The organism is Kineococcus rubinsiae, from assembly GCF_011839805.1.
GTDB classification, from domain to species: Bacteria; Actinomycetota; Actinomycetes; order Actinomycetales; family Kineococcaceae; genus Kineococcus; species Kineococcus rubinsiae.
In genome coordinates this window covers 1-22,096 of the sequence record NZ_VWPY01000066.1, presented here as the reverse complement: position 1 = coordinate 22,096, position 22,096 = coordinate 1, and the positions used below count along the sequence as shown (strand labels likewise).

General features: G+C 75.9%; 23 protein-coding genes. 18 read left to right on the top strand and 5 right to left on the bottom strand.

Features of this window, described 5'->3' with window-relative positions:
• The 3 genes from F1544_RS20610 to F1544_RS20600 all read left to right on the top strand — a co-directional run.
• Nucleotides 1–368, top strand: a 368-nt coding sequence (locus F1544_RS20610; RefSeq protein WP_208972299.1) for a LysM peptidoglycan-binding domain-containing protein, incomplete at its 5' end; no start/stop codon positions are given.
• Nucleotides 369–521: 153 nt separating this feature from the next.
• Nucleotides 522–1,013, top strand: coding sequence for a transcriptional regulator NrdR (gene nrdR, locus F1544_RS20605; protein WP_167588086.1), 492 nt, complete (start codon nucleotides 522–524; stop codon nucleotides 1,011–1,013).
• Between the two features lie 38 nt (nucleotides 1,014–1,051).
• Nucleotides 1,052–1,963 carry a proteasome assembly chaperone family protein gene (locus F1544_RS20600; protein WP_167588082.1) on the top strand — a complete coding sequence of 304 codons (912 nt, stop codon included), beginning with the start codon at nucleotides 1,052–1,054 and terminating at the stop codon, nucleotides 1,961–1,963.
• 73 nt (nucleotides 1,964–2,036) lie between these two features.
• Here the strand turns inward: F1544_RS20600 and F1544_RS20595 are convergent, their stop codons facing one another.
• Nucleotides 2,037–2,510 (bottom strand): pilus assembly protein CpaE, encoded by a 474-nt coding sequence (locus F1544_RS20595; RefSeq protein WP_167588081.1) that lies wholly within the window; start codon nucleotides 2,508–2,510, stop codon nucleotides 2,037–2,039.
• 153 nt (nucleotides 2,511–2,663) lie between these two features.
• Here F1544_RS20595 and F1544_RS20590 point away from each other — a divergent pair, with 153 nt between their 5' ends.
• Together F1544_RS20590 and F1544_RS20585 are read left to right on the top strand one after the other, a co-directional pair.
• A complete protein-coding gene (locus tag F1544_RS20590; protein WP_167588080.1) occupies nucleotides 2,664–3,023 on the top strand; it encodes a TraR/DksA family transcriptional regulator in 360 nt (119 codons plus the stop codon).
• Nucleotides 3,024–3,040: 17 nt separating this feature from the next.
• Entirely contained in the window at nucleotides 3,041–3,904 is an 864-nt protein-coding gene (locus F1544_RS20585; RefSeq protein WP_167588085.1) for an aldo/keto reductase, read from the top strand.
• Nucleotides 3,905–3,957: 53 nt separating this feature from the next.
• Here F1544_RS20585 and F1544_RS20580 read toward each other — a convergent pair whose 3' ends face one another.
• Nucleotides 3,958–4,794, bottom strand: a complete 837-nt coding sequence (locus F1544_RS20580) for a transglutaminase-like domain-containing protein (RefSeq protein ID WP_167588079.1) — start codon at nucleotides 4,792–4,794, stop codon at nucleotides 3,958–3,960.
• A 74-nt stretch (nucleotides 4,795–4,868) separates the two neighbouring features.
• On the opposite strand from F1544_RS20580, the gene F1544_RS20575 reads away from it, so the two are divergent.
• From F1544_RS20575 to F1544_RS20560, 4 genes are all read left to right on the top strand, one after another.
• The gene (locus F1544_RS20575) at nucleotides 4,869–5,531 is read left to right on the top strand and encodes an NAD(P)H-binding protein (RefSeq protein WP_167588078.1); all 663 of its coding nucleotides are present in this window, start codon (nucleotides 4,869–4,871) and stop codon (nucleotides 5,529–5,531) included.
• Nucleotides 5,532–5,642: 111 nt separating this feature from the next.
• Nucleotides 5,643–6,875 carry a phosphoglycerate dehydrogenase gene (gene serA / locus F1544_RS20570; RefSeq protein ID WP_308470225.1) on the top strand — a complete coding sequence of 411 codons (1,233 nt, stop codon included), beginning with the start codon at nucleotides 5,643–5,645 and terminating at the stop codon, nucleotides 6,873–6,875.
• Between the two features lie 35 nt (nucleotides 6,876–6,910).
• Complete coding sequence (locus tag F1544_RS20565; RefSeq protein ID WP_167588076.1) at nucleotides 6,911–7,444, top strand: metallophosphoesterase family protein; 534 nt, start codon at nucleotides 6,911–6,913, stop codon at nucleotides 7,442–7,444.
• 96 nt (nucleotides 7,445–7,540) lie between these two features.
• Nucleotides 7,541–11,275 (top strand): ABC transporter ATP-binding protein, encoded by a 3,735-nt coding sequence (locus tag F1544_RS20560; RefSeq protein ID WP_308470224.1) that lies wholly within the window; start codon nucleotides 7,541–7,543, stop codon nucleotides 11,273–11,275.
• Between the two features lie 91 nt (nucleotides 11,276–11,366).
• Here the strand turns inward: F1544_RS20560 and F1544_RS20555 are convergent, their stop codons facing one another.
• Entirely contained in the window at nucleotides 11,367–12,401 is a 1,035-nt protein-coding gene (locus F1544_RS20555) for an aldo/keto reductase (protein WP_167588075.1), read from the bottom strand.
• Between the two features lie 153 nt (nucleotides 12,402–12,554).
• Between F1544_RS20555 and F1544_RS20550 the strand changes: the two genes are divergently transcribed.
• From F1544_RS20550 to gnd, 5 genes are all read left to right on the top strand, one after another.
• Nucleotides 12,555–13,682, top strand: a complete 1,128-nt coding sequence (locus F1544_RS20550) for a carbohydrate kinase family protein (RefSeq protein WP_167588074.1) — start codon at nucleotides 12,555–12,557, stop codon at nucleotides 13,680–13,682.
• A 1-nt stretch (nucleotide 13,683) separates the two neighbouring features.
• Entirely contained in the window at nucleotides 13,684–14,430 is a 747-nt protein-coding gene (locus tag F1544_RS20545) for a UdgX family uracil-DNA binding protein (protein ID WP_167588073.1), read from the top strand.
• Nucleotides 14,431–14,461: 31 nt separating this feature from the next.
• Nucleotides 14,462–15,142, top strand: a complete 681-nt coding sequence (locus tag F1544_RS20540) for a GntR family transcriptional regulator (protein ID WP_167588072.1) — start codon at nucleotides 14,462–14,464, stop codon at nucleotides 15,140–15,142.
• The gene (locus F1544_RS20535) at nucleotides 15,139–16,485 is read left to right on the top strand and encodes an MFS transporter (protein ID WP_167588071.1); all 1,347 of its coding nucleotides are present in this window, start codon (nucleotides 15,139–15,141) and stop codon (nucleotides 16,483–16,485) included. The genes F1544_RS20540 and F1544_RS20535 overlap by 4 nt, the downstream gene beginning before the upstream one ends.
• A gap of 139 nt (nucleotides 16,486–16,624) precedes the next feature.
• A complete protein-coding gene (gene gnd / locus F1544_RS20530) occupies nucleotides 16,625–18,067 on the top strand; it encodes an NADP-dependent phosphogluconate dehydrogenase (protein WP_208972301.1) in 1,443 nt (480 codons plus the stop codon).
• A gap of 51 nt (nucleotides 18,068–18,118) precedes the next feature.
• Here gnd and F1544_RS20525 read toward each other — a convergent pair whose 3' ends face one another.
• Entirely contained in the window at nucleotides 18,119–18,790 is a 672-nt protein-coding gene (locus F1544_RS20525; protein WP_167588069.1) for a DedA family protein, read from the bottom strand.
• Entirely contained in the window at nucleotides 18,787–19,713 is a 927-nt protein-coding gene (locus F1544_RS20520) for a spermidine synthase (protein ID WP_167588068.1), read from the bottom strand. Before F1544_RS20520 ends, F1544_RS20525 begins: the two co-directional genes overlap by 4 nt.
• 139 nt (nucleotides 19,714–19,852) lie before the next feature.
• Here F1544_RS20520 and F1544_RS20515 point away from each other — a divergent pair, with 139 nt between their 5' ends.
• The 4 genes from F1544_RS20515 to F1544_RS20500 form a co-directional block, all read left to right on the top strand.
• The gene (locus F1544_RS20515; protein WP_167588067.1) at nucleotides 19,853–20,080 is read left to right on the top strand and encodes a hypothetical protein; all 228 of its coding nucleotides are present in this window, start codon (nucleotides 19,853–19,855) and stop codon (nucleotides 20,078–20,080) included.
• A gap of 66 nt (nucleotides 20,081–20,146) precedes the next feature.
• Nucleotides 20,147–20,824: an EcsC family protein gene (locus F1544_RS20510; RefSeq protein ID WP_167588066.1), complete on the top strand. Its 678-nt coding sequence runs from the start codon at nucleotides 20,147–20,149 to the stop codon at nucleotides 20,822–20,824.
• 97 nt (nucleotides 20,825–20,921) lie between these two features.
• Nucleotides 20,922–21,377, top strand: coding sequence for a YkvA family protein (locus tag F1544_RS20505; protein ID WP_208972298.1), 456 nt, complete (start codon nucleotides 20,922–20,924; stop codon nucleotides 21,375–21,377).
• 85 nt (nucleotides 21,378–21,462) lie between these two features.
• Nucleotides 21,463–22,096 (top strand): DUF4192 family protein (locus F1544_RS20500; RefSeq protein WP_167588065.1); only part of this gene is annotated, 634 nt, incomplete at its 3' end.

Sequence of the window (22,096 nt, the reverse complement as noted above, 5' to 3'; positions counted from 1 at the left end):
CCGCGGCCCCGCTGCGCCGCGCCGGCCTGCGCCACCGCCCGGTGGCGAGCACGTGCCCGGCCTCCCGCCCGCACCTGCGCCTCACCCGCCGCGGTCGCCTCCTCGTCACGACCACCGCGGCCGCCGTCCTCACCGGCGCGGTGATCGCCGTGACCAGCGCCGTCGGTGGTCCGGCGGCGGCCGGCACCGCGGCCGGCCGGGTCGTCGTCGTCACCGTGGCGCCCGGGCAGACGCTCTCCCAGATCGCCGCCCAGTGGGCCCCCGGTGAGGACTGGCGCGACGTCGCCGTCGACATCGTCGACGTGAACCACCTGTCCTCCCAGGCGCTGCGTGCCGGTCAGGAGCTCGTGCTCCCGGCCCGCGGCTGACCCGCGGCCGTTCGCCGACCGCGGACGAGGGAGGTTGCCGCCGTGCACGACATCGACGTACCGTCACCCCAGCACCTGGGAGCAGTACCGCACGGGCACCCCACCTGCGCGGACGCAGTCTGCAGACCTCGCCAGGTGCTGGAGGGAGCAGCTGTGCACTGCCCGTTCTGCCGGTTCGCAGACTCGCGGGTCGTCGACTCGCGCACGGCCGAGGACGGCAGCAGCATCCGCCGGCGTCGCCAGTGTCCCAACTGCGGCAAGCGCTTCAGCACCGTGGAGACCGCCAGCCTGGCCGTCGTGAAGCGCTCCGGCGCCTCCGAACCCTTCTCCCGCGCGAAGATCGCGACCGGCGTGCGCAAGGCGTGCCAGGGCCGCCCGGTGAGCGAGGACGACATCGCGCTGCTGGCCCACCGCGTCGAGGAGGCCGTGCGGGCCCAGGGCTCCGCCGAGGTCGACGCGCACCAGGTCGGCCTGGCGACGCTGCCGTTCCTGCGCGAGCTCGACGAGGTCGCCTACCTGCGCTTCGCCTCCGTCTACCAGGCCTTCGACTCGCTGGCCGACTTCGAGGCCGCCATCGCCACCCTGCGCAGCGGGCGCGACGAGGCGTTCGCCGCTGGAGGAACGGGCGCCGCGAGCGGGGTCTGATCACGTCCCGTCCAGGGGCGCGAGGGATGATGGGCGACATGCTCGATCCCACGTCCCTGTACCGGCTCGAGGACGACCTCCCGCGCCTGGTGGAGCCACCCCTGGTCGTCGCCCTGTCGGGGTTCCTCGACGCGGGCGGTGCGGTCCGCCTGTCGGTCGCGCACCTGCTCGAGACCCGTGAGCACGACCTGGTGGCCACCTTCGACGTGGACCAGCTGCACGACTACCGCTCCCGCCGCCCGACGATGACCTTCGGCGGCAACGACTGGGTGTCCTACGACGCGCCCGCGCTCGAGCTGCACCGCGTCCGCGACGAGGACGGCGGCTCGCTGCTGCTGCTGACCGGGCCCGAGCCCGATGTGCAGTGGGAGCGCTTCACCGCCGCGGTCTGGCAGGTCGCCGACGCGCTGGGCGTGGGCACGACGATCGTGCTGCAGGCCGCCCCGACCGCGGTCCCGCACACCCGCCCCGGCGGGGTGACCGCCAGCGCCAGCCGTCCCGAGCTGCTCGAGGGCTACCGCACCTGGGACGTCGAGGCGCAGGTCCCCGGCCACGTGAGCGCGCTGCTGCACCTGCGGGGCTCCGAGGCCGGCCGCGACGTCCTCTCGGTCCTGGCCCACGTGCCGCACTACCTGGCGGGCAACGACTACCCCGACGCGGCCGCCGTGCTCGTGCGCACGCTGTCGGGGGCGACGGGCGTCGCCCTGCCGGTCGACACGCTGCTCGAGGCGGCCTCCGTCACCCGGGTCGAGGTGGACGCGCAGGTCGCGGACTCGCCCGAGGCCGGTGCCGTCGTCCGGGCGCTGGAGGAGCAGTACGACGCCATGGGCGACGAGGGCCGGGGCACGAGCGCGGCGAGCGCGTTCCTGCCGACCGCGGACGAGCTGGGCGCGGAGTTCGAGCGCTTCCTGGCGCGCCGCGACGACGAGGACGCCCCGCCCCAGGAGTGACTACCGAGGAGTGACGCCGCAGGACGGACGCCGCCGGGCCGCCGATCGGTCGGGCTGCTGAGGGGTTGGCTCCTCAGCGGTCCGCGGTGTCGCCCGCGGCGGCCGTCGCGTCGTCGGTGCCCGCGCTGCCGCCCGGCGCGCCCGAGAGGTGGTGCAGCAGGGCCTGCGCGTAGGCGCACGCGGCGTCGGGGTCGGTGAAGGCGTCGGCGCCCCGCTCGTCCAGCAGCAGCACGCGGTGCACGCTGCCCTCGGGGCCGTCGCGGCGCTCGAGCCGGGTGAAGCGGTCCCCGAGGAGCTCGCGCAGCTGGTGCTCGGCGGGCAGCCAGCACGCCTCGGGCTGGTCGACGCTGTCCAGCGCCCACTCGGTCGTGCCGTTGAAGCCGATGATCCGCCCGCTCGGGTGGTCGTGGACCTCGACGGTCATGTCGCTGAGGGTGAAGACGTCGTCGTCCATGTCGCGGTTGGGGATGATGAAGCGGTCCCCGGAGACGGGGTGCCACTCCAGTCCCGCGGACTTCAGCTGCAGGGCGAGGTCGACGGTGATCACCCGTCCAGTCTGGACCCGCCCGGGCCGGCCCGCGAGGCGCGGGAGCCGCTCTCGCCGTGCTGGCCCGACGGCCGCGCGGTAGGACTGTGGGCGCACCGCCTCCGGAGGCGGTGCGTCCGGACGTTCCCGCACGACTCGCACGAGGAGACCCCCATGGACACCCAGGCCGCTCGCCAGCGCCTGCTCGAGATGCAGCAGCAGCTGACGCAGGACGCCGCGAGCCTGGAGGACCGCATCGAGCCCGGCGGCGGCGGTGACGCCGAGGAGGGCGTCGACGACTTCGGCGACCGCGGGGCCCACGAGCAGATCGCCGAGGAGAACTCGGCGCTGCTGCAGCAGGTCAAGGACCGCCTCGCCAGCGTGGAGGCCGCCCTCGCCCGCGTCGAGGACGGCACCTACGGCGTGTCCACGGTCTCCGGCAAGCCGATCCCGGACGAACGACTCGAGGCGCGGCCCGACGCGGCCACTCTGGTCGAGGAAGCCGACGACGAGAGCGGGGTCACCCGCCCGTGAGGAGCACCACCGTGCCGCTGCCCACCCGACAGCTCGGAACCAGCACCGTCTCCGCGATCGGCCTCGGCGCCATGCCGCTGTCGATCGAGGGGCGCCCCGACACCGACCGCGCCGTGCGCACCATCCACGCGGCCCTGGACGCGGGCGTCACCCTCATCGACACCGCGGACGCCTACTGCCGCGACCCCGGCGAGACGGGCCACAACGAGCGGCTCATCGCCTCGGCGCTCGCGTCGTGGTCCGGTGACGCCTCGACCGTCCTGGTCGCCACCAAGGGCGGTCACCTCCGCCCCGGCGACGGGTCCTGGACGATCGACTCCTCGCCGGCGCACCTGAAGTCGGCGTGCGACGCGTCGCTGAAGGCCCTCGGCGTGGAGGCCATCGGCCTCTACCAGCTGCACCGCCCGGACGACGCGGTGGACTACGCGGAGTCCGTCGGGGCGCTGAAGGAGCTCAAGGACGCCGGCAAGGTCCTCCAGGTCGGCATCTCCAACGCGAACCTCGCCCAGATCGACATCGCGCGCGAGGTGCTCGGGGCCGACGGCCTGGCCAGCGTGCAGAACCAGTTCTCGCCGGCCTACCGCTCCAGCGAGGTCGAGCTGCAGCGCTGCCACGAGCTCGGGATCGCGTTCCTGCCGTGGAGCCCGCTGGGCGGCATCTCCAAGGCGGCCGACCTCGGATCGCACCACGCGCCGTTCGCCGAGATCGCCTCCGAGCGCGGGGTGTCGCCGCAGGTCGTGGCGCTGGCCTGGGAGCTCGCGAAGTCCCCGGTCGTCATCCCCATCCCGGGCTCCAGCCGCCCCGAGTCGATCCTCGACTCGGTCTCCGCGCTGCAGTTCGAGCTGAGCGAGCAGGAGCTGGCCCGCCTCGAGCAGGCCTGACCCACCGCGGTGCCCGGTCAGGTCCGCCTGGCCGGGCACCGCTGCGTCCGCCCTCAGGGCAGCGGCACGCCGGCGGCCAGGTCGTCCGCGGGCAGGTCGCCGTCGACCACGGCGAGCACGTCCATCGACGTGAGCGTCACGGGCCCGGCGGTGGTCAGGAACGCCGTGTCCGCCGCGTCGCGGCCGGTGGCGATGCGCACCAGGCCCTGCCGCGGCGCGAGCCGGGTGGCGTCCACGACCTCCCACCGGCCCTGCGGTGCGGCCTCCACGACGGCGTGGAAGTCCATGGGCGCGAGCCCCGGCGCGTAGACGGCGCACAGCCGGGCGGGCACGTCCATCGCCCGCAGGAACGTCGTCGTGAGGTGGGCGAAGTCGCGGCACACGCCCTGCCGGGCGAGGACCGTCTCCACGGCCGTGTCGGTGGGGGAGCTGGAGCCGCTGACGTAGGCGATGTGGGCGTGGACCCACGAGGCGACCGCGCTCGGCAGCTCGCCCGGCGCGACGCCGCCGAACTCGGACGCCGCGAACGAGCTCAGCCGGTCCGACGGCGCGTAGCGGCTCGGGCGGGTGAACTCCCAGCGCTCGGCGTCGGTGAGCCGGGGCCCCTCGGCGCGCGCGGAGCGGACGGTCGCGCGGTAGGTGACCGTCGTGCGCCCCTGCGGCAGGTGCAGGTGGTGCATCCGCGTGCCGTCGCCGACGTCCAGCTCGTCGAGGTCGACCGCGCTGTCGGGGCCGGCGACCTCCAGGGACTCCGCGACGACGTCGACGCCGTCGCGGCGGGCGACGGCCAGCAGCAGCGACGCCGGTGTCGCCTGGTCGGCGGAGAGGTCGAGGAAGGCCGAGACGGTGGTCGTCGGCGGGTCCGTCGGTGGGGCAGCGGCATCCGGCACCGGGCGAGCATGCCGCACGGGCGCCCGCGGCAGCCAGCGAGCGCGGGCGGCGGGGGCTCTCGTACGGTCGGCGCATGCGCATCGTCATCGCCGGAGCCCACGGGAAGATCGCCCAGCACCTCGGCCGGAGGCTCGCCGCCCGCGGCGACACCGTCGTCGGCCTGGTCCGCAACCCCGCCCACGTCGAGGAGCTCGCGGCCCTGGGCGTGCAGGCCGTCGTGCGCGACCTCGAGACCGCCGGCCCCGCCGACGTCGCGGGTGACCTGGCGGGTGCGGACGCCGTGGTCTTCACGGCCGGCGCCGGCCCGGGCAGCGGCACGGACCGCAAGGACACCGTCGACCGCGCGGCGGCCGTCCTGCTGGCCGACGCCGCGGAGGCCGCGGGCGTCCGCCGCTACCTGCTGGTCTCCTCGATGGGCGTGGACGGCGTGCGCGACGGCGCGACGCCGGAGGGGCTCGACGAGGTGTTCACGGCCTACCTGCGCGCCAAGCTCGCCGCCGAGGAGGACGTCCTCGCCCGGCCCGCGCTCGACGTGAGCGTCCTGCGCCCCGGTGCCCTGACCGACGACGAGGCCACGGGCCGCGTCGAGCTCGCGCGCTCGGTCGGGCGCGGGTCGGTGACCCGGGCCGACGTCGCGGACGTCCTCGTGGCGCTGCTCGCGCGCGACGGCGGCGGCGAGGTGCTCGAGCTCGTGGCGGGGCCGCGGTCCGTCGCCGAGGCCGTGGCCGCCGTCTGAGGCCACCTCCTCCGCCGCGGCGCGTCCCGGCGGCGACGCGGCGGGCGGTCGGCGCCCGGGGCGGGGTGCGCGAGGATGGGGGCCCGACGTCGTCCGCTGCTGGAGGAACCCGTGCCCGCCCCCGACACCGCCGTGTCCGCCGCGCCCCGCCGCGCCCTGCTGCTGGAGAACATCCACGCGGACGCCCGCACGCTGCTGAGCGAGGCCGGCTGGGAGGTCGAGACCGCCTCCGACGCCCTCGAGGAGCTGGAGCTGGTCGAGCGGCTGCAGGGGGTGTCGCTGCTCGGCATCCGCTCGACGACGCAGGTGACCGCGAAGGTCCTCGAGCAGGCGCCGGACCTGCGCGCGATCGGCGCGTTCTGCATCGGGACCAACCAGATCGACCTGTTCGCGGCGGCCGTCCAGGGCGTCGCGGTGTTCAACGCGCCCTACAGCAACACCCGCAGCGTCGTGGAGCTCGCGCTCGCCGAGATCATCGCCCTGACCCGCCGTTTGACCGTCAAGGACCGGCTCATGCACGCCGGGGTGTGGGACAAGTCCGCGGTCGGCGCCCACGAGGTCCGCGGGCGCCGCCTGGGCATCATCGGCTACGGCAACGTCGGCTCGCAGCTCTCGGTCGTCGCCGAGGCGCTCGGCATGAGCGTGTTCTTCTACGACACCGCGGACAAGCTCGCGCTCGGCAACGCCCGCCGCTGCGGGTCGCTGCACGAGGTCCTCGACATCGCCGACATCGTGACGATCCACGTCGACGGTCGTCGCGGGAACACGGGCCTGTTCGGCGAGGCCGAGTTCGCCCGGATGCGTCCCGGCTCGGTGTTCCTCAACCTCTCCCGCGGGTTCGTCGTCGACGACCGCGCCCTGCGGCGCCACATCGAGTCGGGCCACCTCGCGGGGGCGGCCGTGGACGTGTTCGCCGAGGAGCCCAAGGGCCGCGGGCAGACGTTCGAGTCGGAGCTGCGGGGCCTGGAGAACGTCATCCTCACCCCGCACGTCGGGGGTTCCACCGAGGAGGCGCAGGAGGACATCGGCCGGTTCGTGGCCGCGAAGCTGCGCGACTACGTCCTGCACGGGGCGACGACGCTGAGCGTGAACCTGCCGCCGCTGGCGGCGGACGAGGCCGCGGGCACCGTCCGGCTGGCCCACCTGCACCACAACGTGCCCGGCGTCCTGGCCGCGATCAACCGCGTCCTCGCCGACGCCGGCGTGAACATCGAGGGCCAGCAGCTCGCGACGCGCGGCGACCTCGGCTACGTGGTCACCGACATCGCGGCGGCCGCCTCCGACGAGGTCGGGCGGCGGCTGCGGGAGCTGCCCGAGACCGTCCGCGTCCGTCAGCTGTACTGACCGACGCTGCACCGACCGACGCTGGACTGACCGACGTGGTCGCCCTGCTGCTGCTCGCCGACACGCACCTGCCGCGGCGGGCGAAGGAGCTGCCCGCCGAGGTCTGGGACGCCGTGGACGCGGCCGACGTCGTCGTGCACGCGGGGGACTGGGTCGACGCCGCGACGGTGCGCGCGCTATCGGCACGGGCGCGGCGGCTCGTCGGCGTCGCGGGCAACAACGACGGCCCCGACGTGCGGGAGCACTTCGGTGAGGTCGCGGAGTTCGCCGCCGGCGGCGTCCGGTTCGCCGTCGTGCACGAGACGGGCGCCGCGGCCGGGCGCGAGCGGCGCTGCGACGAGCGGTTCGCGGGCTCCTGCGACGTGCTGGTCTTCGGCCACAGCCACGTCCCCTGGGACACGACGACCCCGGCGGGGGTGCGGCTGCTGAACCCCGGCTCGCCGACCGACCGCCGCCGCATGCCCACGTGCACGTACCTGACCGCGCACGCCGAGGACGGGCGGCTGCGCGACGTGCGGCTGCACCACCTGACGCCCCGGCCCGCCCGGGCGCCCCGGCCCGCGGGCTGAGGAGCCGGGCTCCCCGTCCGCCACAGGAGCGGTGTCTCTGGAGAGGCGGTGTCCCCGGGCAGCCGGTGTCCGGGGTCGGAACTACTGTCGACGTCCGTGCCCCTGACTCCCGCCGGACCCGCAGACCACCGCCGGACGCGGGAGTCCGCCCCCGGCGCGGGGGACCCCGCGGCGAGCTGGCTGCGGCGGCTGGCGGGGTACTGCCTGGGCCACCGGCGGGACCTGCTGACGGCCTTCGGCGCGGCCGTCGTGTCCTACGGCATCGCGGCCCTCGTGCCGCTCGTGGTCCGCCACGTCGTGGACGAGGTGATCCCGGACGCGGGCGCACCGCTGTGGCCGTGGGCCGTGCTCCTCGTCGCCGCCGGCCTGGTGATCTTCGGGCTCGGCTTCGTCCGCCGCTACACCGCGGGCCGGCTGTCGCTGGACGTGCAGCTGGACCTGCGCAACGACGTCCACGCCGCCGTGCAGCGCATGGACGGGCGGCAGCTCGACGGCCTGTCGACCGGGCAGGTGGTCAGCCGCTCGATCAGCGACGTGCAGGTCGTGCAGGGGCTGCTGGCCTGGCTGCCGAACGTCTCGGGCAGCGCCGTCCTGTTCGTCGTCTCCCTCGTCGTCATGGCCGTGCTGTCGCCCGTCCTGACCCTGGTGGCGCTCGCGGTCGGCCCGGCCCTGTGGTGGATCGCCTACCGCAGCCGCCGCGACCTGTTCCCCGCCAACGCCGCCGCGCAGGCCCGCGCCGCCGAGGTCGCCGCCTCCGTCGAGGCCGCGGTCACGGGCGTCCGCGTCGTGAAGGGGTTCGGGCAGGAGCGCGCCGAGCTGATGCGCCTCGAGCGGGTCGTCGGCGCCCTGTTCGGCGACCGGATGCGCGTGGTGCGCTACAACTCCCGCTACGGACCTGCGCTGCAGGCGGTCCCGGCGCTCGGCCAGGTGGGGGTCCTGCTCCTCGGCGGCTGGCTCGCGCTGCGGGGCGACCTCACGGTCGGCACGTTCCTCGCCTTCTCGACCTACCTCGGCTCGCTGGTCTCCCCGGTGCGCCAGCTCGCGGGCGTCCTCACCGTCGGGCAGCTGGCGCGCGCCGGGATGGAGCGCGTCCTGCAGGTCGTCGACACGGTCCCCGCGATCGGCGGCCCGGGCCGCGCGGCGCTGCCCGCAGGACCGCTCGACCTCGAGCTGCGCGACGTCTCGTTCTCCTTCGCCCCCGGCCGGCGCGTCCTGGACGGCGTCAGCCTGCGGGTCCGCGCGGGGGAGACGGTCGCCCTCGTCGGCACGGCGGGGTCGGGCAAGTCCACCGTCACGAACCTCGTGCCGCGCTTCTACGACGTCGACGCGGGGCGCGTGAGCGTGGGCGGGGTGGACGTGCGCGACCTCGACCCGGCCGAGCTGCGCCGCGCGCTCGGGGTGGTGTTCGAGGAGACGTTCCTGTTCTCCGACTCGGTGCGGGCGAACGTCGCCTACTCGGTGCCGGGGGCGGGCGACGACGACGTGGCCGCCGCGCTGCGCCTGGCCGCGGCCGACGGGTTCGTCGCCGACCTCGCCGACGGGTGGGACTCCCTCGTCGGGGAGCAGGGCCTGACGCTGTCCGGGGGCCAGCGCCAGCGCGTCGGCCTGGCCCGGGCGCTGCTCGCCCAGCCGCGGGTCCTGGTGCTGGACGACGCGACGTCGGCGGTGGACCCGACGGTCGAGCAGCGGATCCTCGCGAACCTCGCCTCGGTGGTCGAGGGCCGCACGACGCTGCTCGTCGCGCACCGCCGCTCGACGCTGCGCCTGGCCGACCGGATCGTCGTCCTGGACGGCGGCCGGGTCGTCGACGAGGGCACCGAGGCCGAGCTGCAGGAGCGCTGCGTGCTCTTCCGGCGCCTGTTCGACCCCGACGAGGACACCCGCCCGGCGACGCCCGACCGCGTCTCCGCCCGCGCCGTCGCCCCCGCTCCCGTCCCCGCGCAGGGCGGCCCGCGGGAGGCGCCGGCCGCAGGACGCGCCGCCGCGGTGACCGCGGCCGGCCTGACCGTCTCGCCGCAGCTGCTGCAGCGCATCGCCGACCTGCCGCCCGCGGACGACGCGCCCGACGTGGACCTCGCCTCGGCCGAGCATCCCGAGCCCCGCTTCGGCCTGCGGACGCTGCTGCGGCCCTTCCTGGCCGCCCTGGCGCTCGGGCTCTCGCTCGTCGCCGCGGACGCCGTGGCGCAGCTCGCGCTGCCGCTGCTGGTGCGCGACGGCCTCGACGCGGGCGTCGGGCAGGGCGACCTCCGTGCCCTGCTCACGGTCGTCGCGATCGCCGCCGCCGTGGTCGTCGCCGACTGGCTGGTCACCGTCGCGCAGGGCCGCGTGACGGGCCGCACGGGGGAGCGCGTGCTGTTCTCGCTGCGGATCAAGACCTTCGCGCAGCTGCAGCGCCTGGGCCTGGACTACTACGAGCGCGAGCAGGCCGGCCGCATCATGACGCGGATGACGAGCGACGTCGACGCGCTCTCCACGTTCCTGCAGACGGGGGTCGCGCAGGCGCTGGTCAGCCTCCTGTCCATCGTCGGCGTCTTCGTCGCGATGCTCGTGCTGGAGCCCGAGCTGGCCGTCGTCGTCGTCGCGGTGCTGCCCGTGCTCGTCCTGGCCACCCTGCTGTTCCGCTGGCGCTCGCGGCCGGCCTACACCGAGGCGCGCGAGCGGATCAGCGCGGTCAACGTGCAGTTCCAGGAGAGCGTCGCCGGGGTCCGCGTGACCCAGGCCTTCGACCGCACGGGCGAGGACACGGCGTCGTTCCGCACCAAGGGCAAGGCGTACCGCGACGCGCGGCTGCTGGCCCAGCGCTACATCGCGACGTTCTTCCCGTTCGTGCAGTTCCTCAACGAGGCGACGGCGGCGGTCGTGCTCGTCGTCGGCGCCCAGCTCGTGCGCTCGGGGACCGTCAGCGTCGGAGTGCTCATCGCCTTCCTGCTCTACGTCGACCTGTTCTTCGCTCCCGTGCAGCAGCTCTCGCAGGTCTTCGACGGCTACCAGCAGGCCGCGGTGGGCCTGCGCCGGCTGCGGGACCTGCTGCGCACCACCACCTCCACGCCCGCGCCCGCACACCCCGTGCCCGTGGGGCGGCTGCGGGGGGAGCTGCGCTTCGAGCGCCTGGAGTTCCGCTACTCCGCCGCGGCGGAACCCGCGCTGGTCGACTTCGACCTCGTCGTCGCGGCGGGGGAGACGGTGGCGCTGGTGGGGGAGACGGGCGCCGGGAAGTCGACCGTGGTCAAGCTGGCCGCGCGCTTCTACGACCCGACCGCGGGCCGCGTGCTCGTCGACGGGATGGACCTGCGCGACCTGGACACCGCGCAGTTCCGGCAGCGCCTCGGCGTCGTGCCGCAGGAGGCCTACCTGTTCGACGGGACCGTCCGGGACGCGATCGCCTACGCGCGCCCGGAGGCGGGCGACGACGAGGTCCGCGCGGCCGCCGTGGCCGTCGGGGCGGACGCGGCGATCCGCTCGCTGCCGGGGGGTTACGACTTCGTGGTCGGCGAGCGGGGCCGCAACCTCTCCACGGGCCAGCGCCAGCTGGTCGCGCTGGCCAGGGCCGAGCTGGTGGACCCCGACGTGCTGCTGCTCGACGAGGCCACGGCCGCCCTGGACCCGGCGGCCGAGGCCGTCCTGGCCGCCGCGGCGGACGCGGCGGCGAGCCGGCGCACGACCCTCGTGGTGGCGCACCGGCTCACGACCGCCTCGCGCGCCGACCGGATCGTCGTGCTGGACCACGGGCGGATCGTCGAGCAGGGCAGCCACGCCGACCTGCTGGCCCGCGGGGGCCGCTACGCGGAGCTGTGGGCGTCCTTCGTCGCGGGCCTGGAGTCCGCGGCCTGAGCGCTGCCGCGGTCCGGGAGCTCACCGGCGCCGCCGCCTCCGACGGCGGCGCGGACCGGCCCCGCACGGGGTGCGGGGCCGGTCGCGGGCGTCAGCGGCCGCCGGTCAGCTTCCGGCTGCGCTGCTGCTCGCCGGGGACGCCGTAGGGGTAGTCCGCCGCGTTCGGGTCGCTCGCCTCGTCCAGGGCGGCCAGCTCGGCCGCGTCCAGCTCGAGGTCGGCCGAGCCCAGGTTGTCCACCAGCTGCTCGGTCGTGCGGGCGCCCAGGATGATCGAGGACACCACGGGCTGCGCCGCCAGCCACGCCAGGGAGACCTGCGCCATGCTCACGCCGCGGGCCTCCGCGATGCGCTGCAGCGCGTCGATGACGTCCCACGTGCGCTGCTGGGCGTTGCGGCCCGCGTAGCGCTCGACGCCGCGCTCGGGGTTCTCGCCCAGGCGCGTGGCGCCCGTGGGCACCGTGTCGCGCTGGTACTTGCCCGACAGCCAGCCGCCGCCGAGCGGCGACCAGGGCAGCAGACCCAGGCCGTTCTCCTCCGCGGCGGGGACGATCTCCCACTCGATCTCGCGCACCAGCAGGCTGTACTGCGGCTGCAGCGTGACGGGGCGGGTCAGGCCCATCGCGTCGGCCGTGTCGCACGCCTTCTGCAGCTGCCAGCCGGTGAAGTTCGACAGCCCGACGTAGTGCACCTTGCCGGCGCGGACGAAGGAGTCCAGGGCCGCGAGGGTCTCCTCGATCGGCGTCCACGGGTCCCAGGCGTGCACCTGGTAGAGGTCGACGGCGTCGACGCCGAGGCGGGTCAGCGACGCGTCGAGCGCGCGGGTGAGGTGGCGGCGGCTGAGGCCGACGCCGTTCGGCTCGCCGCTGGTCGGGAAGCGGCCCTTGGTGGCCAGCACGACCCGCTCGGTGACGTCGGCGGGGCGGTCGGCGAGCCAGGCGCCGATGATCTCCTCCGACGTCCCGCCGGTGTAGACGTCGGCGGTGTCGACCAGGGTGCCCCCGGCCGCCAGGAAGGTGTCGAGCTGGGTGAACGCGCCCTCGCGGTCGGTCTCGCCGCCGAAGGTCATCGTTCCGAGAGCCAGGTGGGAGACGGCTGCGCCGCCGCCACCCAGAGTGCGGTACTCCATCGTCTGCGGTCCTCATCTGTGGCCGGATCCGGTCCGGCGCGAGGTCCGGCCACAGGCCGCACCGCACGCCGGCGCCCATCCTGCTCCCCCCGCCGCGGGCGTGCGAACGCTCCCGTCGTTGCCAGCGGGGTCCGCGCCCACCAGCATCGGGGGGTGAGCACCCCCGGCGACGCGACCCCTCCCGACCCGCAGACCTCCGACGTCCTCTTCGACGTGCACGTGCGCGGCACCGTCTTCCTGGACATCGTCCTGACCGGGCTGGAGTCCGAACCGCGCCTCGGCACCGAGGTGTGGACGTCGGGGATGGGCTCGTGCCCCGGGGGGATCGCCAACATGGCCACGGCCGCCGCGCGCCTCGGGCTGCGCACCTCGCTCGCAGCGGCGTTCAGCACCGACGCCTACGGCGAGTTCTGCTGGCAGACGCTGGGGGAGGGCGAGGGCGTCGACCTGTCGTCCTCGCGCCGGGTCCCGGACTGGCACTCGCCCGTCACGGTGTCGCTGGCCTACGGCGGCGACCGCGCGATGGTCACCCACGAGCACCCGGCGCCCGGGCCGGACCCCGCCGACGTCCCACCCGCGCGGGCCGCGCTGGTCCACCTCGCGGCCGAACCGCAGCCGTGGGTGGTCAAGGCGCGCGACGCCGGGTCGATGGTGTTCGCCGACGTCGGCTGGGACGCCTCGACGCAGTGGTCCGCGGACGTCCTCACGGGCCTGGAGCACTGCCACGCGTTCCTGCCCAACCACGTCGAGGCGATGCAGTACACGCGCACCGACACCCCGGCGCGGGCGCTGTCGGCGCTCGCGGAGCGGGTGGCCGTCGTCGTCGTGACCCGCGGCGCCGGGGGTGCGCTGGCCGTGGACGCCAGCACGGGGGAGAGCGCCGACGTGCCCGGGCTGAGCCTGGAGGCCCTGGACGCGACGGGGGCGGGCGACGTGTTCGGCGCGGCGTTCCTCACCGGGACCCTGGGCGGCTGGCCGCTCGCCGACCGCCTCGCCTTCGCCAACCTGTGCGCGGGGCTGTCGGTGCAGCAGTTCGGCGGGTCGCTCTCGGCCCCGGGCTGGGGCGACATCGCCGACTGGTGGAGCCACCTGCGCCAGGGGCCCCGCGGGGTGGCGACGGGGGAGCTGGTGCGCCGCTACGGCTTCCTCGACGACGTCGTGCCCGGCCGCCACGTCGAGCCCGTGCGCCGCGCCACCGCGACCCTCGCCGTCCAGAACGACCTGCCGCAGGGCCCCAGCGCACCGACGGGCGCGGCCGGGAGCACCGCGACATCATCCTGAGATGCCCGCCAGCAACGCCGAGCCCGACCGCACCGCGAACCCCGACCACCCCGAGAACACCGACAGCCCCGGAACGACCGACGGCCCAGCGAAGCCCGCCAGGGCGCCGAAGCCCGACCGGCCCGGCGCCCAGCAGTGGGTCCCGGCCGACGCCGACGTCGAGGGGCTGCGCGCCGCCGCGCACGACTGCCGCGGCTGCGAGCTGTGGGAGCCCGCGACGCAGGTCGTGTTCTCGGCTGGGGCGGTGCACGCGCGGCTGGCTCTGGTGGGGGAGCAGCCCGGGGACCAGGAGGACCGGCGCGGGGTGCCCTTCGTCGGGCCGGCCGGGCGGCTGCTGCAGAAGGCCGTCGAGGAGGCCGGCATCGACCGCTCCGCGACCTACGTGACGAACGCCGTGAAGCACTTCCGCTTCACCCAGAGCGCGCCGGGCAACCGGCGCATCCACGCCAGCCCCGAGCAGGCGCACATCACCGCCTGCCGCCCGTGGCTCGCGGCGGAGCTCGCCCAGGTCGACCCCGAGGTGGTCGTCTGCCTGGGCGCGACCGCGGCGAAGGCGCTGCTGCCGAAGGACTTCCGGGTGACCAAGCACCGCGGGCAGCTGTTCCGGCTGCCGACCTCGCGGGGGGAGAAGACCTTCATGGGCACGATCCACCCCTCCGCCGTCCTGCGGGTTCCCGAGGCCGAGCGGCAGGCGGCGTACGACGCGCTCGTGGCCGACCTGCGCACCGCGGGCGGCGCGCTCGGCTGACCCCGGCCCGCTGTGGCACCATAGATACATCATGCACACCAGTGAGATCGCCAGCGGCCGCGCTCCCTCCTCCGGTGCGGTGGTCCCCGCGGCCGCCGACCGCGTCTACGCCGACGTCAAGGCGGGCATCCTCGACCGCTCGCTGCCGGGCGGGTCGCTGCTGACCGAGGGCGAGATCGCCGAGCGCGTCGGGGTGTCCCGCACCCCCGTGCGCGAGGGGCTGCTCCGGCTCGAGGCCGAGGGCCTCGTGCAGCTCATCCCCAAGCGCGGCGCCCTCGTCGTCCCCGTGTCCCCGGCCGAGGTCGAGGACGTGCTGGAGGCCCGCGAGCTCATCGAGGTGCACACCGCGGCCCGCGCCTTCGAGCGCCGCGCGGAGTTCGTGGACGACCTGGCCGTCCACCTCGAGCGGATGCGCGCGGCGCAGGACGCGGGTGACCCGTGGGCGTTCATGGCCGCCGACCGCGCGTTCCACGCCACGGTCGTCGCGGCCGCCGGCAACCAGGTCCTCGCCGCCGTCTACGACTCGCTGCGGGACCGGCAGATGCGGATGGGCGTGGCGAACATGCGGGGTTCCACCGACCGCATGGCCGTGGCGCTCGCCGAGCACGGCGCGCTGCTCGAGGCCGCCCGGGCGGGCGACGCGAAGACCTGGCGCGAGCTGGTGCGCCGCCACGTCCGCCACGCCGGCGACCGCCTGCGGACCGCCCGGTGAGCGCCGTCGCGGGCACCCGCGCGCTCGACGGGCGGGCGCGCGGGGCCTGGCTGGTCTTCGGCATCGGCGCGGTCGCCTACGTCGTGACCGTCCTGAACCGCACGTCGCTGTCGGCCGCGGGCATCGACGCCTCGACGCGCTACGGCATCGGGGCGGGGACCCTGTCCTCCTTCGCCGTCCTGCAGCTGCTCGTCTACGCCCTCCTGCAGATCCCCGTGGGCGTGCTGATCGACCGGTGGGGCCCGCGTCGCCTCGTGGTGATCGGCGCGGTGACGATGGCCGCCGGGCAGTTCCTGCTGTCCGTCAGCACGGACGTCTCGGCGGCGGTCCTGGCGCGCGTGCTCGTCGGCGCGGGCGACGCGGCGACCTTCGTCAGCGTCCTGCGCATCGCGACGAACTGGTTCCCGCCGCAGCGCGTCCCCGTCGTCACCCAGCTCATCGGCCTGTGCGGCCAGCTGGGCCAGGTCCTCAGCCTCATCCCGCTGGTGGCGCTGCTGCACGGCGCGGGCTGGACGACCGCCTACGCCAGCGCCGCGTCGCTGAGCGTGCTGGCGGCCGTCCTGGCCGTCCTCGTGCTGCGCGACGTGCCCCCGGGGGCGGAGAACCCCCGCCGGGTCAAGGCGCTCTCCTCGGTCGCGGGCGACCTGCGGGCCTCCCTGCGCCACCCCGGCACCCGGCTGGGCCTGTGGGCGCACTTCACGACGCCGTTCGCGGGCAACGCCTTCGCGCTGCTGTGGGGCTACCCGTTCCTGGTGTCGGGCCAGGGGCTGAGCCCGCACGCCGCGAGCACCCTGCTGACCGTCTACATCCTGTCCTCCGCGGCCACGGGGCCCGTGCTGGGCCGCCTCGTCGCGCGGCACCCGCTGCGCCGGTCCTGGCTGGTGCTCGCGATCGTCGGCTCCCAGGCCCTGGTGTGGTCCGTGCTGCTCCTGCTGCCGGGCCCCGCGCCGGTGGCGCTGCTGGTCGTCCTGGTCCTCGTGATGGGCACGGGCGTCCCCGGCTCCCTCATCGGCTTCGACTACGCGCGCAGCTTCAACCCCGCCGACCGCCTGGGCGGGGCGACGGGCATGACCAACGTCATGGGGTTCATGTCCTCGGTCGTCGTGCTGCTCGTCATCGGCCTGCTGCTCGACGCCCAGGGCGCGGGCACCCCCGACACCTACTCCCTCGACGCCTTCCGCGTGGCGTTCGCGGTCCAGCTGCCGGTGTGGCTCGTGGGCACGGTCGGGATCCTCGTCAGCCGCCGCCAGACCCGGGCCGTGCTGGCCCGCGACGGGGTCGTCGTGCCCCGGGTGCGCGAGGCGATCCGGCGCGACCTCGCCGTCCGGCGCGGGCGCGGCTGAGCGCGGGCCGTCGCGCCGGGGCACCCTCCCGGCGGCCGGCGGCGGGGCAGCCGTTCCCGTGGGAGCGCTCCCGTGGAAGGCTGCGCCCGTGACTGAGACGACGCAGAAGGCGCAGATCGGCGTGACCGGCCTGGCCGTCATGGGGCGCAACCTCGCCCGCAACATCGCCCGCCACGGCTACGTGACCGCCGTGCACAACCGGACGGACGCGAAGACGAAGGCCCTGGTCGCCGAGTTCGGCGACGAGGGCACCTTCGTGCCCGCCACGACGGCGCAGGAGTTCGTGGACTCCCTGGCCTCCCCGCGCACGATCGTCATCATGGTGAAGGCGGGCGGCCCGACCGACGCCGTCATCGACGAGCTGGCCCCGCTGCTGTCCGAGGGCGACATCCTCGTCGACGGCGGCAACGCCCACTTCGCCGACACCCGCCGCCGCGAGGCCGCGCTGAAGGAGAAGGGCATCCACTTCGCGGGCGTCGGCGTCTCGGGCGGCGAGGAGGGCGCGCTGCTCGGGCCGAGCATCATGCCCGGCGGCAGCGAGCACGCCTACGCCACGCTCGGCCCGATCCTCGAGGACATCGCGGTCTCCGTCGACGGGACGCCGTGCGCCGTGCACGTCGGCCCCGACGGCGCCGGGCACTTCGTGAAGATGGTCCACAACGGCATCGAGTACGCCGACATGCAGCTCATCGCCGAGGCCTACGACCTGCTGCGCCACGGCCTGGGCCGCACGCCGCGCCAGCTCGCCGACGTGTTCACGACGTGGAACTCCGGCGACCTGGAGTCCTTCCTCATCGAGATCACCGCCCGCGTGCTCTCCACCGACGACCCGACGCAGGAGGGGGTCGCGCTCGTCGACGTCGTCCTGGACGAGGCCGAGCAGAAGGGCACCGGGCGCTGGACGGTGCAGACCGCGCTGGACCTCGGCACGCCCGTCTCGGGCATCGCCGAGGCCGTCTTCGCCCGCGCCCTCTCGGGCCACGCGGAGCAGCGCAAGGCGGCCCAGGGCGTCCTGCCGGGGCCGGGCCAGATCGGTGCGCTCGGCGAGCCCGGCGGTGAGGAGGGCGCGGGCGGCTTCGTCGACGCGGCCGACGCCGACGCGTTCGTCGACGACGTCCGCGCGGCGCTGTACGCCTCGAAGGTCGTCGCCTACGCGCAGGGCTTCGACATGATCCGCGCGGGCAGCGAGGAGTACGGCTGGGGTATCGACCCGGGCGCGATGGCGACGATCTGGCGCGGCGGCTGCATCATCCGCGCCAAGTTCCTCGACCGGATCCGCGAGGCCTACGAGAAGCAGCCCGACCTGTCGTCGCTGCTGCTCGACCCGTACTTCGCCCAGGCGGTCAGCGACGGCCAGGAGGCGTGGCGCCGGGTCGTCGTGCAGTCGGTCCAGGCGGGCATCCCCGCCCCCGGCTTCGCCTCGGCGCTGGCCTACTACGACGGGCTGCGCCGCGAGCGCTCCTCCGCCGCGCTGATCCAGGGCCTGCGGGACCTGTTCGGGGCGCACACCTACAAGCGAGTCGACCGCGAGGGGGACTTCCACGTCGAGTGGAGCGGCGACGGCTCCGAGTCGCAGGCCTGAGGCACCCGGTCGTCGTCCCCGCGCACCGGCGCGCGGGGACGGCGGCCGCCGTCAGTCGGTCGCGCCGGCCCGCTGCGTAATTCGGCCGCGGCGCACGCGGCGCAGCACGGCCCACGCCAGCAGGCCGCCGAGCACGGCGTAGACGACGTAGTCGAAGTAGTGCCCGTACTGCTCGACGACCTCGTACTGCGTGCCCAGGGCGACGCCGAGGCCCACCAGCAGCCCGTTCCAGAGGCCCGAGCCGAGGACCGTGAGCACCGAGAACCGCAGCAGCGGCATCCGGGCCGCGCCGGCGGGCAGCGACACGAGGCTGCGGACGCCGGGGACGAAGCGGCCCGTGAAGACGGCGGCCGTGTCGTGGCGGCGGAACCAGTCGCCCGCCTTGTGCACGTCGCCCGCCTCCATGAGCGGGATGCGGTGGGCGATGCGGGCCGCGCGGTCCAGCCCCAGCGCCCGCCCGACCCCGTACAGGACGAGGGAGCCCAGGTAGGAGCCCAGCGTGGACAGCAGGATCACCGCGACGAGGCCGATGCGGCCCTGCTGGACCTGGTAGCCGGCCAGGGGCAGCACGATCTCGCTCGGGATGGGCGGGAACACCACCTCGAGGAAGCTCAGCGCCCCCACCCCGGGGGCGCCGAGGGTGGCGACCACGTCGAGCACGAAGCCCGTGATCCCCCCTGCGCCGTCGCTGGTGGTGCCGGTCTGCAGCGCGAGGGCGCTCATCCGTCGAGGTCCTCCGGGGTCGTCGGGCGGGTCGTGCCGGGCCGTGCGGCGGGGGGCGCGGTGCGCCGCGGGGCGGCTGCGGCCGCGAGCCCCGCGTCCGTGACAACGCCCGCCCCCGCCGAGAAGTGCCGGGCGTCGGCGCCGGTGAGGACCCGCGCGGGCGCGACGCCCCCGGACACGGCCCGGACGAGGGCCGCCTCGGGCAGCTCCCGCTGGGAGGCCACGAGGAGCGCGTTGCCGTAGCGGCGGCCCCGGAACAGCGACGGTTCCGCGAGCAGCGCGACGGAGGCGAACACGGACGCGGCGGTCGCGACCTCGGCCCGCGAGTGGGGCATGGGCGGGCGGTCGGCGAGGTTGGCGATCCACAGCCCGCCCGGGGCCAGGACGCGGTCGACGTCGGTGAGGAACTCGCGCGTGACCAGGTGCGCGGGCACCGTGTCCCCGCTGAAGGCGTCGCGGACGACGACGTCCTGGGTGCCGTCGGCGACCTTGGTGAGGCCCTCGCGGGCGTCGGCCACCTTGAGCTTGAAGCCGGCCGCGTTGCGCACGCCGAAGCTGCGCCGCACGAGGTCCACGAGCCGCTCGTCGACCTCGAGGACCAGCTGCCGCGAGCCCGGCCGCGTCGCGGCGAGGTAGCGGGGGAACGCGCAGCCCGCCCCGCCCAGGTGGACGGCCGAGACCGGCTCCGGGGGAGCGAGCACCGCGTCGAGGACGGCCGCGGTCCACTGCTGGTACTCGAAGGCCAGGTGCGTCGGGTCGGCCAGGTCGACGTAGGAGCTGGGGACGCCGTTGACGTGCACGAGCCAGCCGTCCGGGTCGTCGCGGTCGCGCTCGAGGCGGGCGGTGCCCGTGCTGATGAGCGCCTCGCCCTCCGCGAGGTCGGCGGGGGCCGGGGTCCGGCCGGTGCGGCGGGGTCGGGCCATCCGCCGATCCAAGCAGGTGCCGCGAGGACCGGCCCGCCGTCGCCGACCGGGAGGCCCCCGCGACACGCCGGGGGAACGCGTCGGGCAGACGCGCCGGGGAAGGGGTTGAGTCCGGCGCCCGATCGGCCGAAGAGGGAGCATGCCGACGCTCCTGCTCCTGGGCCTGCTGGCCCTCTTCGCCGTCCCGTACCTGCGCGACCGCCGCGCCCTGCGCCGCGCCGCACGGGTCGGCGGGCTGCCCACCCTCGACCGGCCGCCCGTCGCCGCGCAGTCCCGCGTGCCCCGCCCGTGGGCCCGCCGCCGCTACGTCGAGACCGGCGTCGAGGACGTCGCCGCCTTCCTGCGCGAGCAGGACCCCGCGCGCTGATCCGCCGCTGCCGTTAGCGTCGTCCTCCGGCCGCCCGTCCGGGCCGCCAGGAGGAGGAGCGATCCCGTGTCGCGCAGTGAACCGGCCCAGAGCCGGCCCGAGGTCCCCGACGACAGCCGTGCGGCGGTCCTCGTGCAGCGGCTGCTCGCCGTCGGCATCGACGGCAGGGGCCCGTTCGACTCCGCCGCCGAGGTGGCGCGCACCGCCCGCCTGCGGCACCCCAGCACCGAGTCCGCCGTGCACGCCGTCGTGCGCAAGCACGCCAAGATGGTCGCGGCCTCCGGCTTCGCCACCGGCGTGGGCGGCCTGGTGACCCTCCCCGTGGCCCTGCCCGTCAACGTCCTCGGCTTCTACGTGCTGGCCACCCGCACGGTCGCCGCGATCGCGGAGCTGCGCGGCTACGACACCTCGCGCCCCGAGGTCCGCAGCGCGGTGCTGCTGACGCTCGTCGGCTCCGACGCCACCGACGTCCTGCGCTCGGCCGGGCTGCCCACGGGCGGCCGCGTCGCGGCGCTCGTCTCCCAGCGGCTGCCCCCGGCGGTGCTGATGTTCGTCAACAAGGGCGTCGGCTTCCGCCTCCTGGCCCGCATCGGCGCCTCGGGCCTGTTCCGGACCTCGACGCGGCTGGTGCCCGTCCTGGGCGGCGCCGTCGGCGCGGGCCTGGACACCCTGATGCTGCAGCGCATCGCCAAGCACGCCGAGCACGGCCTCCCGCCCGTCGCGACGGCCGTCGGGGCGGCCTGAGGCGGGACGCGGGAGCGACGGCGGGGAACGCCGCGGCGGTGCCGCGGCGTTGAAGGGGTGCCGCGAGCGCGGTGAGGGACCGATCCAGGAGGCAGCTGTGGCCACACGTGCGACGCGACCCGTCCCCCTCACCCCGCCGGCTCCGGCGCGCCGCCGGGCGGCCGTGGGGGTCCTCTGGCAGACGCTGCGCGGCGGCACCCGGCCCGGTACGCCCGGGGTGGGGGAGCGCCTGTCGTCGCTGCCCGCCATGACGCGCGACGCCCTGGCGGGCCGCTACACGGGCCCCGGGCGCACCCGCCTCGGCCTCGCGGTCGCCGGCCTCGTCTACCTCGTCTCGCCGCTGGACGTCCTGCCCGAGGCCTTCCTGCCGCTGGTCGGCCTCGTCGACGACGCCGTCGTCGCGGCCTGGGTGGCGGGGTCGGTGCTCGTCGCGACGGAGGACTACGCGGCCTGGCGCACCGGGTCCACGGCCTCCCTCCACCACGCCTCCCCGGACCCCGCCTCCCAGCACGCCTCCTCGCGCGACGCGTCGCCGGAGCCGCTCGACCGCTGAGCGCCGCCGGGTCCACCGCGGGGTCCCCGGCCCAGCCTGTGGACGGCGTCCGGAGGGTGCGCCCCCGGCGGCCCAGAGTCCCGGCATGCCTCCCGCACCGGCCGACCCGCCGCCCGCCGGCGTCCTGACCCTCGAGGGTCCGCAGGACCTGCTGGCCGCCCTGCCCTACCGCCTCGGCTTCCACCCGCGCCGCAGCCTCGTGCTGCTGGAGCTCTCGCCCCCGGACGGGGACCGTGGGCGCCGGCACGCCCTCGGCGTCTGCGTGCGGGCGGACCTGCCCACCGGCCCCGACCAGGTCGAGGACGTCGCCCGCTCCGCCGTCCTGCCCTGGCGGCAGAGGACGGCGAGCGGGCCGGCCGTGCTGGTCGTCTACGCCGACGCCGACCCGCCCGGCCTCCCCGACGAGGTCGCCGCGGTCCTGCGGACGGTGGAGGGCCTGCTCGCGGTCCTCGGGACGGGCGTGCACGACGTCCTCGCGGTGGGTCCGCGCCGCTGGCGGTCCCTGCGGTGCGCCTCGCCCGGGTGCTGCCCGCCGCAGGGGCGGCCCGTGGCGGAGCTCGCCTGGGGTGCGGTGGCCGCGGAGGCGGTGCTGCGGGGCCTGGTCGCCGCCCCCTCCCGCGAGGCCCTCGCCCCGGAGCTCGCACCCCTGCCCGCGACCCGGTTGCGCGCCGCCCGCCGGGCCCTCGTGCAGGCCCAGCGCACCGCGTGGACCCCCGGGC